The sequence below is a fragment of the Wolbachia endosymbiont (group B) of Ennomos erosarius genome, assembly GCF_964026905.1.
Taxonomy (GTDB): Bacteria; Pseudomonadota; Alphaproteobacteria; order Rickettsiales; family Anaplasmataceae; genus Wolbachia.
On the sequence record NZ_OZ034708.1, the window covers coordinates 858553 to 875265 of the forward strand.

Consider the following 16713-nt stretch of genomic DNA (forward strand, 5'->3'; position numbering starts at 1 on the left):
ATGCGGATTTGGAGTTATTTAAAGATGAACTGGCTAACATTTGGTTTACAAATAACGCGAATTCTGGATTAAAGGAGAATAGAAAAGGCAAGAAAACAGGGTAAACTCAGCAGTTATAAAAAAACAGATGAGGTTAACCATGGAAGATATAACAAACTGTTTTGTTTGGTCGATGATTTTTGCAGAGATATAGAGAAAAATTTTGCAGGTAAACTACTGCCAAATGGTAAAAAACCCACAAGAACAACGGAAATTGAGCACTCCGAAATCATGACAATAATCCTGCTATATCAACAATCTCCGTGTAAAAATTTCAAAACTTTCTATCTACATTACCTAACGTTGCTCTACAAATCAGAGTTTCCAAAGTTGCCTTCATATACCAGGTTTGTTGCTCTAAAGCCTAGGGTTTTGTGGCATTTAGCAATGTTGTTGCATTGGCTTTGTGGACAGTCAGAAAACACTGGAATTTCATATATAGACACAACTCCCATTGCAGTTTGTCATGCAAAAAGAATATCCAAAAACAAAGTTTTTGCTGGAATTGCAAAATTAAGCAAGAGTACTTACGGCTGGTTTTTTGGTTTCAAATTACATATGGTAATCAATGAAAATGGTGAAATTCATTCACTTACGCTAACAAAAGGCAATGTTGATGATAGGATACCTGTGCCAAATCTGACGGAAAAATTAACCGGCCTTTTGTTTGGTGACAAAGGTTATATTGCAAAAGAGCTTTTTCAGAAGCTGTTTGACCGAGGTTTGAAACTTGTTACCAAGGTGAAAAAAGGTATGAAAAATGCATTGATTTCGCTAAATGAGAAGATTTTACTGAGAAAAAGGTCTATCATTGAGACTGTTTTTGGTTACCTAAAAAATAGACTAGAAATTGAACACACTCGCCATAGATCCCCTGTTAATTTTTTGGTTCATATCTTTTCTACTCTCATTTCCTATTCCATCAAATCCAAAAAGCCTTCTATTTCCTATACTTTCTTCCTTCCTTAATCCAGAATTCGCGTTATAAGTACTCATTTACTATTTTCTCAATACTTTCTAGAATATTTTCTTCAGGTTCTTGTTTATTTTGTGCTGTTATACCTTTTATCTTCTCACAAAATTCACTAATTAGCCCCTCTTCACTTGTATAGCTTAATCCACAAAGGTAGAGACATTTTTAAGGATAAAGTAAACGGCATTGAAAAAATCAGCAAACATGTGAGATATTTTTCGAATATTGTGCTTAATTTTAAACCAATAGTGCTCAATAGGGTTGAGATCAGGTGAGTAGGTTGGTAAATATAAAACTTTACATCCTACTGACTCTATTAAAGTTTTCACTTTTGGCGTTTTATGAAAGTTGATATTATCTAAAACAATAGTCTGTCCTGCCCGCAAATTCTTAATTAAAATTTGCTCAACATAGCTTTCAAAAATAGCTTTGTCACAGTTTCCTTCAAATATCAAAGGTGCAAGAATTTGGTTATTATGAAGTCCTGCAATCATACTTATTCTCCTCTTATGCCGATAGGCCTTTTCACCATAACAACGAGTGCCTTTTGCACTCCATCCATACTCAACACACACATTGTCTTCAATGCCAGATTCATCTATAAATACAAGCTTATCTCTTGGAATTTCTGCAATTATTTCTTGAAACTTTTTTCTTGCTCCAGTATCCCTTTTCGGATGATAAAAAGTTTTTTTTATAGCTGTAACCAAGTGTTTTTATTGCTCGGTGTATTGTTGTTGGAGATACTTTTTTTCGCCATATCTTCGATAGTTCTTGTAAAGTTTTATCATTATTTTTATCGAGAAATTCCCTGAATTCTTCTTGATCTTTTATTATATGACTATGACCTTTTTGATAGCAGGTCCTCGATTTTATATCTCCAGTATCTTGTTTGATTTTTTTCCATCTGTAAATAGTTGCCCTACCTACTTTGAAGATTTCTTTTACTTATAACGCGAATTCTGGATTAAAGGAGAATAGAAAAGGCAAGAAAACAGGGTAAACTCAGCAGTTATAAAAAAACAGATGAGGTTAACCATGGAAGATATAACAAACTGTTTTGTTTGGTCGATGATTTTTGCAGAGATATAGAGAAAAATTTTGCAGGTAAACTACTGCCAAATGGTAAAAAACCCACAAGAACAACGGAAATTGAGCACTCCGAAATCATGACAATAATCCTGCTATATCAACAATCTCCGTGTAAAAATTTCAAAACTTTCTATCTACATTACCTAACGTTGCTCTACAAATCAGAGTTTCCAAAGTTGCCTTCATATACCAGGTTTGTTGCTCTAAAGCCTAGGGTTTTGTGGCATTTAGCAATGTTGTTGCATTGGCTTTGTGGACAGTCAGAAAACACTGGAATTTCATATATAGACACAACTCCCATTGCAGTTTGTCATGCAAAAAGAATATCCAAAAACAAAGTTTTTGCTGGAATTGCAAAATTAAGCAAGAGTACTTACGGCTGGTTTTTTGGTTTCAAATTACATATGGTAATCAATGAAAATGGTGAAATTCATTCACTTACGCTAACAAAAGGCAATGTTGATGATAGGATACCTGTGCCAAATCTGACGGAAAAATTAACCGGCCTTTTGTTTGGTGACAAAGGTTATATTGCAAAAGAGCTTTTTCAGAAGCTGTTTGACCGAGGTTTGAAACTTGTTACCAAGGTGAAAAAAGGTATGAAAAATGCATTGATTTCGCTAAATGAGAAGATTTTACTGAGAAAAAGGTCTATCATTGAGACTGTTTTTGGTTACCTAAAAAATAGACTAGAAATTGAACACACTCGCCATAGATCCCCTGTTAATTTTTTGGTTCATATCTTTTCTACTCTCATTTCCTATTCCATCAAATCCAAAAAGCCTTCTATTTCCTATACTTTCTTCCTTCCTTAATCCAGAATTCGCGTTTTTAGGTTAATAAAATTATATGGACAAGATGGTGTAAAAGAGTGGAAAAAGAAAGCAATTTATGGAAAGAGATCTTACATAGAAGGATTTTTCTCAAGGTTGAAGCAAGTATTTGGATTTAGCTTTAGGAATAAATCTGAAGTAAATCGTGAAAAAGAATTACTAATTAAGTGCTATTTGCTCAACAAATTCACTGATATTGGTATGGCTAAATTTGAAATCATTACATAAATTTGTCGTAAACCATCACTGCTTAAGGTGCTATGCAACAAAGCCCGCTGGAATCCAGCCTTGCCGTAATCTCATCAAGAACGCTGTGTTTTAACATAATACTTTTATGCTTACCAACTTAGTGCCCAATCTGGATCCAAGTAGTCAAGGCACTGGGATGACAAAGGAGGGCATTACTCCAGTGTCAGCTACTCAGATGACACCTTTTTTCTACTTAGTTTGGGTTATGCAAGAAGTCTAATGAAGTGAAAATAAATTTATTTACCAAAATAGAGTTGCCTTGGTCTACAGATCTTAGTTTCTTTATCATTTATCATTTCATACCACTGAGTAACCCAACCAGTGGTTCTTGCAAGTGCAAAAATAGGCGTGAACATATTTGAGGGAATATCGATAGCATTCATTATTATACCTGAGTAAAAATCAACATTTGGATATAACTTACGCACAATAAAATATTCATCCTTTAAAGCTATTTCTTCAAGTTTTTTTGCAATTTTGAGCAATTCATTATTTTGTTCTAGTTTACTTAGAACCTCATGGCAAGCGTCTTTCAATATGCGTGCGCGCGGATCATAATTTTTATAAACACGATGTCCAAATCCCATCAATTTAAATGGATCTTTATCATCTTTAGCTTTTTCGATGAATTTATCTATATCTCCACTTTGCTCTATCTCTTTTAGCATATTTATAACTGCCTCATTAGCTCCACCATGTGCTGGTCCCCAAAGTGTAGCAACTCCTGCAGAGAGGCTTGCAAACAGATTAGAACCAGCCGATCCCACCAATCTGACAGCCGCCGTAGAAGCATTCTGTTCATGATCAGCATGGAGAGTAAATATTTTATCTAGAGCTTTTGCAAAAAGGGCGCTTTTATCATTATCAACAGCATCGCCAAATATCATCTTTAAGAAATTTTCACTGTAACTTAATTCATTGTTAGCATTTATGAATTCCTGATTGTTGATATGCCTATAAATCATTGCAACAATTGCAGGAACTTGTGCTATTGCAGAAATTCCAAAATCTAGATCTTCACCATTGATATTGTTGCCATGCTTTTCATGGTAAGATGCTGACAAACTTGCAAAACATGCAATTAAAATCGACATAGGGTGAGCAGTTTTTGGAAATGCTTTGATTACATTTGTAACTTGCTCTGATACTTTGGATAATTTTTGTATTTTGAGAAGAAATTTTTTGTGTTGCTCTGAACTGGGTAATTCACCATAGAGCAATAAATAAATCACAGCAGTAAAACTATTATTCTCTGCCAAATCAGCTATATCATGTCCCCTATATTTAAGAACTCCTTCATCTCCATCAATGAATGTAACTGTGGAAGAGCATGAAGCTGTAGAAACAAACCCCGGATCATAAGTGAATAATCCTGTCGTCTTATATAAATCCTTGATATTTAACACGTCAGGACCTATTGTTCCACTTAATACAGGTAGCTCGATTTTTAATCCATTACTTAGTTCTAATAGCACTTTTTTATCCATCACTTAAGCTACTTAAATTTTATACAGAATATACAAACTGAAGAGTATATATTAATACAGTTAACTTTACATTAACCGTATTAAGCGGTCATCAATGCTTTTACTTTTGCATTTAAGCGACTTATTTTACGCGCAGCAGTATTCCTATGAATAACACCTTTATTTACACACTTGTGTAAATTAGATTCAGCATTCCGAAATGCCAGAACAACATTTTCTTTGTCGCCAGACTTGATTATATCAACCAATTTTCTAATAGAGGTGCGAGTTTTACTTTTCCGCATCTTATTTATTAAAGTGCGCTTTGCTATTACCTTTATCATTTTTTTAGCACTCTTATGATTTGCCATATATTAATACCTAAAATACTGTACTTTTCTTTTAATTATAAAATTTTTTTATTAATTTGCAATATCAGTTTTTTCTGTGGTTAATCTACCGCTTCTCTCTTCAATAATTTTTTCTAAACTTTGCAAGAATTCATTTTTGTTTAACCCAGGATATATTGGGGGCAATATTTCTATTACTGCCTTTCCGGGATTCTTTCTCAGAGAAAGTATGCTTTTTGGCCAAAACAAACCAGTGTTTAAAGCAACCGGTAACACAGGAACAGATAATACGCTATATAAAGCAGCAATACCTGGTTGATATTTTATATTTTGGTTTATAGTCGTTCTTGTACCTTCAGGAAATATTATTATGCTTCTATTTTCTTTTATACGCATTTTTGCTAGTTTGATTATATGACGTATAGAACTGATACCATCTGAACGGTTAATAAAAATCATTTTCAGCGCTATGAGGTGCAAATCAATGAATGGAATCCATTTCAATTCACGTTTTAAAATAAAAACCGCTTTTCTAAATAGTAGTATAAAAATAAATGTTTCAAATGGAGATTGGTGTTTGGATGCAATTATAAAAGGTTGCTTAGGAATGTTTTCCATTCCCCTCACTTCATATTTAATGCCACATAATAAACGCAGCATGAACAATACAACTCTCACCGAGCAGACGAGGAAAATGGTTATTACACACTCAGGAAAGAAAATTACAGGGAGAGTAATTAAAGTATAGAATACTTCCCATAATATAAGGAAGAAGTTAAACAATAAACTTGAAATCACAAACTCACATAAATTTATTTAAATTTAACTTTACTACAAATTAAAAGCAATAAGTTTAATTATTGATCATCTGAGTAATAGGATGCGAATCAGCTAATTTGTCCTTTAACTTTTCGTTAGCAATATGAGTATATATTTGTGTTGTAGAAAGGTTAGTATGGCCAAGAACTTTCTGTATCAACACAATATTTGCTCCGCTATCCAGTAGATGGGTAGCAAAAGAATGCCTAATCACGTGTGGAGAGATCTTATTTTCATCAATATTGCATTTTCTTGCTAACTCCTTCATTAATTGACCGACCCTCTGCCTTGTAATTGGTTTATTAGGTTTATCACCTGGGAATAGCCAATCGGATTCCTTTCCGTTAGGGATCAGATTGTCACGAACTGATAAATAATTTCTAAGGCTCTGCAATGCTTGTTCATTAAAAAGAATTTGCCTCTCTCTACCACTTTTTCCTTTTATTATTATATAGCATTCTTTGTTATTACTGTTTATTAAATGTGACACTTCATATAACTTCATATTAATTAGTTCAGAAACACGCATTCCAGAAGAGTAAAGGATATCTAAAATCGCACATAGCCTTTTACTGCTTATCTCTTTATTCGATTCGCTTGCTGATTTTCTCACTGTGTCCATTAGCAAAAATATTTCTTCGACACTTAAATACTTAGGCAAAGGACGAGAAACTTTTGGATTCTTTAATTCAGCATCATTAGCCGGCGCTGGATTAAAATCTATTATTCCGTCATTAAATAGACACTTGTAGAAATTTTTCATAGCGGATATTTTTCTTGATATAGAGCTACTTTTATATTTTTTTTGTGTACATAGAGATTTCACATAATCTTTAATATTGGTTTTGTTTACACCAACCAAGGTAGTGCTGCTTTCTAATAAAAATTCTTCAAACTGGTGTAAATCCGAACGATAACTTTCCAGAGTATTTTGTGTAGCGGACCTCTCTGAAGCCAAAGCATCTATGTAATATGTTATGTAAAGATTTTCTTTTTTATTTTGCGACTGTTTATTTTTCATTATCAGCTCCTATATTTATTTCTTTGGCTATAATTTGATTAGAAGTGTTCCCTGTGTTTCTTATGAGAAAATATGAGACAAATAAAGCATTTATCAATAGAGTGAACATCACAAACTTTTGCTTTAACCTTTTTCTTAAATTTAATCTTACTCTTATCATAGTTAAATTATAACGTTAAATCTATAAAAAACACCTTTTAACGCGAATTCTGGATTAAGGAAGGAAGAAAGTATAGGAAATAGAAGGCTTTTTGGATTTGATGGAATAGGAAATGAGAGTAGAAAAGATATGAACCAAAAAATTAACAGGGGATCTATGGCGAGTGTGTTCAATTTCTAGTCTATTTTTTAGGTAACCAAAAACAGTCTCAATGATAGACCTTTTTCTCAGTAAAATCTTCTCATTTAGCGAAATCAATGCATTTTTCATACCTTTTTTCACCTTGGTAACAAGTTTCAAACCTCGGTCAAACAGCTTCTGAAAAAGCTCTTTTGCAATATAACCTTTGTCACCAAACAAAAGGCCGGTTAATTTTTCCGTCAGATTTGGCACAGGTATCCTATCATCAACATTGCCTTTTGTTAGCGTAAGTGAATGAATTTCACCATTTTCATTGATTACCATATGTAATTTGAAACCAAAAAACCAGCCGTAAGTACTCTTGCTTAATTTTGCAATTCCAGCAAAAACTTTGTTTTTGGATATTCTTTTTGCATGACAAACTGCAATGGGAGTTGTGTCTATATATGAAATTCCAGTGTTTTCTGACTGTCCACAAAGCCAATGCAACAACATTGCTAAATGCCACAAAACCCTAGGCTTTAGAGCAACAAACCTGGTATATGAAGGCAACTTTGGAAACTCTGATTTGTAGAGCAACGTTAGGTAATGTAGATAGAAAGTTTTGAAATTTTTACACGGAGATTGTTGATATAGCAGGATTATTGTCATGATTTCGGAGTGCTCAATTTCCGTTGTTCTTGTGGGTTTTTTACCATTTGGCAGTAGTTTACCTGCAAAATTTTTCTCTATATCTCTGCAAAAATCATCGACCAAACAAAACAGTTTGTTATATCTTCCATGGTTAACCTCATCTATTAATCCAGAATTCGCGTTAATAGCAGCATTTCTGTCAGACATATAATCTATTTTTGAATGTTCTGCTGCATCCTTTTTTGGTAGAACTTTTGTCTTTATATCGTATTTCTTACACAATTTATAAAGTTTGTGCCTATCGTATGCCCTATCTGCATATAATGCTTTTATTTTGTGCTGAAAATTAACTTCTTCAAGCAAATCGCAAGCTCCATAGTGGTCAGAGTAGAAGCCATTACTGTATCTTGCAGCTATAGCTTTTTTACTATTTACACTTAACATAACATGTAACTTTCTTACTTGCTCGTAGCTTCGGTACTTTCTATCTGCACTGTTTTCCTTACTGTGGCCAGGAGTGTTACTGTAAATGCTGATACTTGTGCTATCTATGATAATTTCAATATTTTCCATGTTGCTTTTATCAACCCTGCAATCATTTATCTTAATATTAAGTTTTTTAAACCTTCTTGATGCTTGTGAATAGCTGATAACTGCCAAATTTTTTCCTATTTGTTGCAGATATCCTTTTATAAACCCCACCGTTTGTCTTAAACCAATTCTAAAAAGATTGACAATTATATGCACCAAAATTACGACTTTATCACTGTAAATATAGTTGCCGCCCTGCATTTTTGGACTATTTTCATACCAATTTTCGATAGCTTCATCGATGTAACGAAAAATATTTCCCCTTTTTTCAAGGAATTTGTTATATTCGTTTTGGTTACTGACTTTCATTTTCTGTGGCATATTTTTTCTTCAACAGTTAAATGGTTATTTATAATGAATTTTGTCAGTAGCCACCAGATTTTTTCGGTTGCTATGCAACAAAGCCATCCCAGTGTCACGCACTGGAATGACACCTTGCCTTACTGAACGTTCGTGGAGTTCTGTAGCGGACACTGGGATACCACCATTTTTGTACTTTTGCCTTCAAAGATGACAATGTTTTGTAAAGATAGTTTTTTAATAGGATATTAATATGGAAATTTTTCTTGATAGCGTTGATTTAAATGAAATTAAAGAACTAAAGGAGTTCATTGACGGCATAACAACTAATCCTTCTTTAATAGCAAAGTCCGGGCGTAAAGATAAATACGAGGATTTAGTGCGTGAAATATGCTCTATTATAAAAGGGCCTGTTAGTGTTGAAGTTGTCGCTGACAAGCATGAAGAGATGATCAAAGAAGGTCTTAACTTAGCTAAAATAGCTGATAATGTTGTGGTAAAATTGCCCCTTACATATGAAGGATTAATTTCTTGTAAAAAATTGTGGACAGAGCATAAAATACCTGTTAACATCACATTATGTTTTTCTCCTGGACAAGCACTGCTTGCCGCTAAGGCCGGTGCTTGTTTTATTTCTCCCTTTGTTGGTCGCCTTGATGATATAAGCTATGATGGCTTATCGCTAATAGAAGATATATGTACTATATATTCTAATTACGGTTTTGATACTAAAGTTCTTGTTGCATCAGTGAGAAGCCCAGCACATGTAATAGAAGCTGCAAGGCTTGGTGCTGATTCAATTACTGTGCCAGCAAAAGTACTTAGACAATTAATTAATCACCCACTTACTGACCAAGGGCTAGCAATATTTGAAAAAGACTGGGGTGCAAAATAATAAACGGTCACTACTCTGAATCGGTTGACAAATTGGACGTTTGATAAGCGTAATTTGGAGCTTCTTGTGTAATGACTACATCATGAGCATGACTCTCTCTTAATCCTGATGCAGTAATAGTCACAAATTTGCAGTTTTTCTTCATTTCTTCTATATTCCTGTTACCGGTATATCCCATTGCAGCTTGCAATCCGCCAATCAACTGATGGATTACTCCTGAAGCCGGACCTTTGAATGGAACTCTTCCTTCCACTCCTTGTGGAACTAATTTGAGTTTTGAATCTTTATCTTGAAAATAACGGCTAGCTGAACCTCGTTTCATTGCACTAATAGATCCCATTCCTCGATAGCCTTTATATGCTCTGCCCTTATACATGATAATCTCACCTGGGCTTTCGTCAGTGCCAGCAAAAATCGAACCAATCATCACAGAGTCAGCACCAAATGCAATAGCTTTTGCAACATCTCCTGAGTATTTTACCCCACCATCAGCAATTAGTCTGACGTTTCTTGCTCTACACGCCTCTGCAACATTCTTGATTGCAGAGAATTGTGGCACACCAACACCTGTAACTATTCTGGTTGTACAGATTGATCCTGGTCCTATTCCAACCTTCACTGCATCAACACCCGCATCAATCAACGCTTCAGCAGCCTCCTTTGTTGCAATGTTTCCGCCAATTAATTGCGTATTAGGATACATCTTTTTTATTTCCCTAATGGTATTGATAACGTTTTCGGAATGACCGTGAGCAGTATCCACAACTACTACATCAACTTCTTCTCCGATCAAAGCTTCACATCTTTCTATACCATCTTTTTTACCAGTGCCAATTGCAGCGGCAACTCTGAGCCGCCTTTTACTGTCTTTACATGAATTTGGGTATCTATTGTATTTTTCAATGTCTTTAACCGTAATTAAACCTATACAACAAGAATTTTCATCTACGACCAAAAGCTTTTCTATTCTATTTTCATGCAACAATTTCATTGCTGAGGCACTATTTACTCCCTGCTCCCGCACTGTCACTAACTTATCTTTTGTCATCACTTCGGAAACTTTTACATTCATGTTCTGGTCTTCAATAAACCTCACATCTCGGTTAGTTAAAATTCCAACTAACTTGCGTTGATCGACTACAGGAATGCCAGAATAATTGTGCTCTCTCATTAATGAAATTGCTTCCGCAACTGTTTTATCCGGTGAAATCGTAATTGGGTTATATACGATCCAACTTTCATATTTTTTCACCTTTCTCACTTCTAAAACTTGTTCATCTATTGATAAATTCTTATGTATGCAACCTATCCCTCCATGTTGGGCAATAACTATTGCAAAGCCCGATTCAGTAACAGTATCCATTGCAGAGGATATGAGAGGGATATTTAGTTCTATACTATTTGTTAAATAAGTTTTTGTATCTGCATCGTAAGGTAATATATCAGAATAGGCTGGCAAAAGAAGTATATCGTCAAACGAATAACAAGCTTCCATTTTTTTCATAGGCTTTATTTAAAGCTTATACGCCAATTAATTAAATTGCAATAGGGCTTTTGCAAAATTAGCTACAGCTTTAGATTAGTAATTATAACGCGAATTCTGGATTAAGGAAGGAAGAAAGTATAGGAAATAGAAGGCTTTTTGGATTTGATGGAATAGGAAATGAGAGTAGAAAAGATATGAACCAAAAAATTAACAGGGGATCTATGGCGAGTGTGTTCAATTTCTAGTCTATTTTTTAGGTAACCAAAAACAGTCTCAATGATAGACCTTTTTCTCAGTAAAATCTTCTCATTTAGCGAAATCAATGCATTTTTCATACCTTTTTTCACCTTGGTAACAAGTTTCAAACCTCGGTCAAACAGCTTCTGAAAAAGCTCTTTTGCAATATAACCTTTGTCACCAAACAAAAGGCCGGTTAATTTTTCCGTCAGATTTGGCACAGGTATCCTATCATCAACATTGCCTTTTGTTAGCGTAAGTGAATGAATTTCACCATTTTCATTGATTACCATATGTAATTTGAAACCAAAAAACCAGCCGTAAGTACTCTTGCTTAATTTTGCAATTCCAGCAAAAACTTTGTTTTGGATATTCTTTTTGCATGACAAACTGCAATGGGAGTTGTGTCTATATATGAAATTCCAGTGTTTTCTGACTGTCCACAAAGCCAATGCAACAACATTGCTAAATGCCACAAAACCCTAGGCTTTAGAGCAACAAACCTGGTATATGAAGGCAACTTTGGAAACTCTGATTTGTAGAGCAACGTTAGGTAATGTAGATAGAAAGTTTTGAAATTTTTACACGGAGATTGTTGATATAGCAGGATTATTGTCATGATTTCGGAGTGCTCAATTTCCGTTGTTCTTGTGGGTTTTTTACCATTTGGCAGTAGTTTACCTGCAAAATTTTTCTCTATATCTCTGCAAAAATCATCGACCAAACAAAACAGTTTGTTATATCTTCCATGGTTAACCTCATCTGTTTTTTTATAACTGCTGAGTTTACCCTGTTTTCTTGCCTTTTCTATTCTCCTTTAATCCAGAATTCGCGTCTTAAGCAGTGATGGTTTACGACAAATTTATGTAATGATTTCAAATTTATCCATACCAATATCAGTGAATTTGTTGAGCAAATAGCACTTAATTAGTAATTCTTTTTCACGATTTACTTCAGATTTATTCCTAAAGCTAAATCCAAATACTTGCTTCAACCTTGAGAAAAATCCTTCTATGTAAGATCTCTTTCCATAAATTGCTTCCTTTTTCCACTCTTTTACACCATCTTGTCCATATAATTTTATTAACCTAATAGCAGCATTTCTGTCAGACATATAATCTATTTTTGAATGTTCTGCTGCATCCTTTTTTGGTAGAACTTTTGTCTTTATATCGTATTTCTTACACAATTTATAAAGTTTGTGCCTATCGTATGCCCTATCTGCATATAATGCTTTTATTTTGTGCTGAAAATTAACTTCTTCAAGCAAATCGCAAGCTCCATAGTGGTCAGAGTAGAAGCCATTACTGTATCTTGCAGCTATAGCTTTTTTACTATTTACACTTAACATAACATGTAACTTTCTTACTTGCTCGTAGCTTCGGTACTTTCTATCTGCACTGTTTTCCTTACTGTGGCCAGGAGTGTTACTGTAAATGCTGATACTTGTGCTATCTATGATAATTTCAATATTTTCCATGTTGCTTTTATCAACCCTGCAATCATTTATCTTAATATTAAGTTTTTTAAACCTTCTTGATGCTTGTGAATAGCTGATAACTGCCAAATTTTTTCCTATTTGTTGCAGATATCCTTTTATAAACCCCACCGTTTGTCTTAAACCAATTCTAAAAAGATTGACAATTATATGCACCAAAATTACGACTTTATCACTGTAAATATAGTTGCCGCCCTGCATTTTTGGACTATTTTCATACCAATTTTCGATAGCTTCATCGATGTAACGAAAAATATTTCCCCTTTTTTTTAAGGAATTTGTTATATTCGTTTTGGTTACTGACTTTCATTTTCTGTGGCATATTTTTTCTTCAACAGTTAAATGGTTATTTATAATGAATTTTGTCAGTAGCCACCAGATTTTTTCGGTTGCTATGCAACAAAGCCATTCCAGTGCTACTTTCCTGTCATCCGAGTAGCTGGCACTGCCCTCCTTACATGGTCACTAGGGTGACAGGATGAAGGTACTGGGATTGTATATTAAATCAAAGCCGCAAGGCTATAATGAGCAAGGAGTGATACTGTCAATTGGATTGATTGATAGAAATCGTAGGCATCTCAGTGCACTCCTAGCTTTAAAAAATGGAGTACGAACGGTAGGGGGATCTAAAAGATCGAATCACAATCCTGTACAGCATTTACATTATTATTTGATTATATCTATAGGTACAAAAATGGCTAGAACAGTTTTCATTGGTATTGATGTTTCAAAAGAAACACTTGATATCTCAATCGACAATAAACATCAGCGTATAGAAAATGTAGAAAGAGCTATATCTGAGTTTATAAAGTCAAAAATAGTTAACGTATTTGTTAGGTTATGTGTAGTAGAATCAACAGGTGGTTATGAAAAACTTGTCATAAAGTTGTTACGGGAACATAACATAGCTGTTCACAGAGCTCACCCAAATCGGGTATATGCATTTGCAAAAGCCTGCAACCACTTTGCAAAAACAGATAAATTAGATGCAAAATTACTAGAAAAATATGCTGAATTTATCACAAAAAATGACGAGGTAATAGAATACATAGTTTCAAAAAAGCAAGAAGAACTAAAAACGCGAATTCTGGATTAAAGGAGAATAGAAAAGGCAAGAAAACAGGGTAAACTCAGCAGTTATAAAAAACAGATGAGGTTAACCATGGAAGATATAACAAACTGTTTTGTTTGGTCGATGATTTTTGCAGAGATATAGAGAAAAATTTTGCAGGTAAACTACTGCCAAATGGTAAAAAACCCACAAGAACAATGGAAATTGAGCACTCCGAAATCATGACAATAATCCTGCTATATCAACAATCTCCGTGTAAAAATTTCAAAACTTTCTATCTACATTACCTAACGTTGCTCTACAAATCAGAGTTTCCAAAGTTGCCTTCATATACCAGGTTTGTTGCTCTAAAGCCTAGGGTTTTGTGGCATTTAGCAATGTTGTTGCATTGGCTTTGTGGACAGTCAGAAAACACTGGAATTTCATATATAGACACAACTCCCATTGCAGTTTGTCATGCAAAAAGAATATCCAAAACAAAGTTTTTGCTGGAATTGCAAAATTAAGCAAGAGTACTTACGGCTGGTTTTTTGGTTTCAAATTACATATGGTAATCAATGAAAATGGTGAAATTCATTCACTTACGCTAACAAAAGGCAATGTTGATGATAGGATACCTGTGCCAAATCTGACGGAAAAATTAACCGGCCTTTTGTTTGGTGACAAAGGTTATATTGCAAAAGAGCTTTTTCAGAAGCTGTTTGACCGAGGTTTGAAACTTGTTACCAAGGTGAAAAAAGGTATGAAAAATGCATTGATTTCGCTAAATGAGAAGATTTTACTGAGAAAAAGGTCTATCATTGAGACTGTTTTTGGTTACCTAAAAAATAGACTAGAAATTGAACACACTCGCCATAGATCCCCTGTTAATTTTTTGGTTCATATCTTTTCTACTCTCATTTCCTATTCCATCAAATCCAAAAAGCCTTCTATTTCCTATACTTTCTTCCTTCCTTAATCCAGAATTCGCGTGTAAATGGTAGTTTTGGTAAATTACTGCAATGAGAAAACATAATAATCCTTAAAAAAATACTATGATGTTATTATAAATCACAATAATTAAAGATTTAATAATTGTGATTATAAATCTAGCATATCAACTAACGGTATGATTTAAATTTTCTTTCAATTCTACTGTATCTTCGCCAGTTTTGCATATAGCCCGTCTTTACTCATTAGAGAGTCATGAGTTCCTACTTCTTCTACTTTTCCATGATTAATTACTATAATCTTGTCAGTTTTAAGTGCGGTTGATAATCTGTGTGTAATTACGATTGTTGTTCTGTTTTGCATTAACTTGCTCAATGCTTTTTGCACGAGGTTTTCACTTTCATAATCAAGTGCGGAGGTTGCTTCATCCAGTATTAAAACCTGAGGGTTTTTGAGTATGGCTCTTGCTATTACAATACGTTGTTTTTGTCCTTCAGAAAGTTTTAACCCTCTTTTTCCTACAAATGTATCAAATTTATCAGGCAGCTTATCAATAAATTCCATCGCATAAGCACCGATAGCTGCTTGCCTTACTTCCTCATATTCAGCACCCGGTTTGCCATATAGTATATTTTCCATTATTGAGCAAGAAAATATCATGTGATCTTGTGGCACTAAGCCAAACAACGATCTGAGGTCATTTAGCGCAATTGACTTAATATTGTGCCCATCGATAGTAATGCTACCTTTATTTGGATCATGAAAACGGAGCAGAAGCTTTAAAATGGTGCTTTTACCACTGCCAGATGGTCCAACAATTGATACTGCTTGACCTGCCTCTATAGAAAATGATACGTTATCTAATGCTGGCTTATCAGCATAAAAAAATGTTACGCCATTAAACGAAATTCCTTTTTGAACACTACAAATTTTTATAGGATCATCGGGATCTGCTATAGAGCTTTTCATATTTTTAAATTCAAATAAACGCTCTACTATTCCAAGACCTCGTTGTAAATCACTGATATTATCGCTCAAATTATTTATAGCTCCTGCTGCGAGCGCTGAATAAAACACAAATGAGGAGAGTTTTCCAATAGTTATATTATTGCTTAAGACTTCTTTAATACCAAAAAAGAGCAAAACAACTAGTGAGCCTATCACACACGTGATAACTAGAGTTACTAGAATAGCACGCAAGAGTACTAATTTTACGTATGATTTTGATACTGAGTTTAAATACTCCTTAAAACGGGTTTTTTCATTTTCTTCGAGTACAAACGATTTGATAGTCACTATAGATCGAAAATTTTCCTCACTAAATGACGCAAGCTCACTTAATTTATCCTGGGCAAAGCGTGCATAGCTACGCACTTTTTTTCCAAGTGAGGTCATGATAATGAGTAGTATAGGTATTATTGCGGCTGCATACGCAGTTAGTTGTATATTTGTATATAATAACATGGCAACACTACCAATCAGAATCACAAAATTTCGTAATATGGTTAGTAAGCTGCTGTTTATTATTGATTGCAGCATAGAGGTATCAGTAATCAACGCTGAGATAACATCTTGTACGCCTGTGTTCTCAAAGAAACTTGGTTGCAAGTCAGTGATACTGCTATATAAGTCATATCTGATTCTTGCGATAACTTTCTCGCTGCCAATGCCAATGAAATATAACCGAGTAAATGCAGTGAGAGAAATGGCTAAAACTATAAGTATTGCAACTAATAGTTTGGTAGTAAAATCGTGCTCTGTACCAGAATCAATTATATTGCTTAAGCCTCTGCCAAAGAGGAGGATCGTTAAGGCTGAAAATAAAACTGCAATAAAAGCTATGATGAAATAAGATAGATTAGGCTTTATATAGTAAAATAACTGCCTAATATTAGATCGCATCGTATTTTGAAGTTTCTAAAGTTAAG

Annotated in this window: 15 protein-coding genes and 3 pseudogenes; 6 read left to right on the top strand and 12 right to left on the bottom strand. The window is 34.2% G+C overall.

Annotation, left to right across the window (positions count from 1 at the left end; genetic code table 11):
• Nucleotides 1-156 precede the first annotated feature (156 nt).
• The gene (locus AAGD95_RS04490; RefSeq protein ID WP_410542088.1) at nucleotides 157-1008 is read left to right on the top strand and encodes an IS982 family transposase; all 852 of its coding nucleotides are present in this window, start codon (nucleotides 157-159) and stop codon (nucleotides 1006-1008) included.
• Between the two features lie 144 nt (nucleotides 1009-1152).
• Here AAGD95_RS04490 and AAGD95_RS04495 read toward each other — a convergent pair whose 3' ends face one another.
• A complete protein-coding gene (locus AAGD95_RS04495) occupies nucleotides 1153-1722 on the bottom strand; it encodes an IS630 family transposase (RefSeq protein WP_341818318.1) in 570 nt (189 codons plus the stop codon).
• Nucleotides 1625-1951, bottom strand: coding sequence for an IS630 transposase-related protein (locus AAGD95_RS04500; protein ID WP_341818835.1), 327 nt, complete (start codon nucleotides 1949-1951; stop codon nucleotides 1625-1627). The genes AAGD95_RS04495 and AAGD95_RS04500 overlap by 98 nt, the downstream gene beginning before the upstream one ends.
• Nucleotides 1952-2067: 116 nt before the next feature.
• Here AAGD95_RS04500 and AAGD95_RS04505 point away from each other — a divergent pair, with 116 nt between their 5' ends.
• Together AAGD95_RS04505 and AAGD95_RS04510 are read left to right on the top strand one after the other, a co-directional pair.
• On the top strand, nucleotides 2068-2919 hold the full coding sequence (locus tag AAGD95_RS04505) for an IS982 family transposase (RefSeq protein ID WP_410542088.1): 852 nt from the start codon (nucleotides 2068-2070) through the stop codon (nucleotides 2917-2919).
• 114 nt (nucleotides 2920-3033) lie between these two features.
• Nucleotides 3034-3165 (top strand): hypothetical protein, encoded by a 132-nt coding sequence (locus AAGD95_RS04510; protein ID WP_265015624.1) that lies wholly within the window; start codon nucleotides 3034-3036, stop codon nucleotides 3163-3165.
• 257 nt (nucleotides 3166-3422) lie between these two features.
• Here AAGD95_RS04510 and AAGD95_RS04515 read toward each other — a convergent pair whose 3' ends face one another.
• From AAGD95_RS04515 to AAGD95_RS04540, 6 genes and pseudogenes are all read right to left on the bottom strand, one after another.
• Complete coding sequence (locus AAGD95_RS04515; RefSeq protein ID WP_341818319.1) at nucleotides 3423-4673, bottom strand: citrate synthase; 1251 nt, start codon at nucleotides 4671-4673, stop codon at nucleotides 3423-3425.
• Between the two features lie 80 nt (nucleotides 4674-4753).
• The gene (gene rpsT, locus AAGD95_RS04520; RefSeq protein ID WP_012673338.1) at nucleotides 4754-5023 is read right to left on the bottom strand and encodes a 30S ribosomal protein S20; all 270 of its coding nucleotides are present in this window, start codon (nucleotides 5021-5023) and stop codon (nucleotides 4754-4756) included.
• A gap of 51 nt (nucleotides 5024-5074) precedes the next feature.
• Nucleotides 5075-5800 (bottom strand): lysophospholipid acyltransferase family protein, encoded by a 726-nt coding sequence (locus AAGD95_RS04525; protein WP_341818320.1) that lies wholly within the window; start codon nucleotides 5798-5800, stop codon nucleotides 5075-5077.
• Nucleotides 5801-5855: 55 nt separating this feature from the next.
• Entirely contained in the window at nucleotides 5856-6842 is a 987-nt protein-coding gene (locus AAGD95_RS04530; protein WP_265026006.1) for a tyrosine recombinase, read from the bottom strand.
• 214 nt (nucleotides 6843-7056) lie between these two features.
• Nucleotides 7057-7941 carry an IS982 family transposase gene (locus tag AAGD95_RS04535; protein WP_410542086.1) on the bottom strand — a complete coding sequence of 295 codons (885 nt, stop codon included), beginning with the start codon at nucleotides 7939-7941 and terminating at the stop codon, nucleotides 7057-7059.
• 9 nt (nucleotides 7942-7950) lie between these two features.
• Nucleotides 7951-8688: pseudogene (locus tag AAGD95_RS04540) on the bottom strand (transposase); the annotation flags it as partial.
• 232 nt (nucleotides 8689-8920) lie between these two features.
• On the opposite strand from AAGD95_RS04540, the gene fsa reads away from it, so the two are divergent.
• Nucleotides 8921-9562, top strand: a complete 642-nt coding sequence (gene fsa / locus AAGD95_RS04545) for a fructose-6-phosphate aldolase (RefSeq protein ID WP_265025728.1) — start codon at nucleotides 8921-8923, stop codon at nucleotides 9560-9562.
• A 10-nt stretch (nucleotides 9563-9572) separates the two neighbouring features.
• Here the strand turns inward: fsa and guaB are convergent, their stop codons facing one another.
• From guaB to AAGD95_RS04560, 3 genes and pseudogenes are all read right to left on the bottom strand, one after another.
• Nucleotides 9573-11066, bottom strand: coding sequence for an IMP dehydrogenase (gene guaB, locus AAGD95_RS04550; RefSeq protein ID WP_341818321.1), 1494 nt, complete (start codon nucleotides 11064-11066; stop codon nucleotides 9573-9575).
• Nucleotides 11067-11167: 101 nt separating this feature from the next.
• A pseudogene (locus AAGD95_RS04555) lies at nucleotides 11168-12018 on the bottom strand (IS982 family transposase).
• A 129-nt stretch (nucleotides 12019-12147) separates the two neighbouring features.
• On the bottom strand, nucleotides 12148-13068 hold the full coding sequence (locus AAGD95_RS04560) for an IS5 family transposase (protein WP_341818837.1): 921 nt from the start codon (nucleotides 13066-13068) through the stop codon (nucleotides 12148-12150).
• 193 nt (nucleotides 13069-13261) lie between these two features.
• On the opposite strand from AAGD95_RS04560, the gene AAGD95_RS04565 reads away from it, so the two are divergent.
• The gene (locus AAGD95_RS04565; protein WP_341818185.1) at nucleotides 13262-13879 is read left to right on the top strand and encodes an IS110 family transposase; all 618 of its coding nucleotides are present in this window, start codon (nucleotides 13262-13264) and stop codon (nucleotides 13877-13879) included.
• An 83-nt stretch (nucleotides 13880-13962) separates the two neighbouring features.
• Nucleotides 13963-14813 (top strand): annotated as a pseudogene (locus AAGD95_RS04570) (IS982 family transposase).
• 173 nt (nucleotides 14814-14986) lie between these two features.
• Here the strand turns inward: AAGD95_RS04570 and AAGD95_RS04575 are convergent.
• Nucleotides 14987-16687, bottom strand: coding sequence for an ABC transporter ATP-binding protein (locus AAGD95_RS04575; RefSeq protein WP_341818322.1), 1701 nt, complete (start codon nucleotides 16685-16687; stop codon nucleotides 14987-14989).
• Nucleotides 16688-16713: the final 26 nt, after the last annotated feature.

Coding starts and splice junctions, on each gene's coding strand:
- AAGD95_RS04530 (WP_265026006.1), bottom strand. CDS start 6,842: ATGAAAAATAAACAGTCGCAAAATAAAAAAGAAAATCTTTACATAACA.
- fsa (WP_265025728.1), top strand. CDS start 8,921: ATGGAAATTTTTCTTGATAGCGTTGATTTAAATGAAATTAAAGAACTA.
- AAGD95_RS04565 (WP_341818185.1), top strand. CDS start 13,262: ATGAAGGTACTGGGATTGTATATTAAATCAAAGCCGCAAGGCTATAAT.
- AAGD95_RS04575 (WP_341818322.1), bottom strand. CDS start 16,687: ATGCGATCTAATATTAGGCAGTTATTTTACTATATAAAGCCTAATCTA.
- AAGD95_RS04515 (WP_341818319.1), bottom strand. CDS start 4,673: ATGGATAAAAAAGTGCTATTAGAACTAAGTAATGGATTAAAAATCGAG.
- guaB (WP_341818321.1), bottom strand. CDS start 11,066: ATGAAAAAAATGGAAGCTTGTTATTCGTTTGACGATATACTTCTTTTG.
- rpsT (WP_012673338.1), bottom strand. CDS start 5,023: ATGGCAAATCATAAGAGTGCTAAAAAAATGATAAAGGTAATAGCAAAG.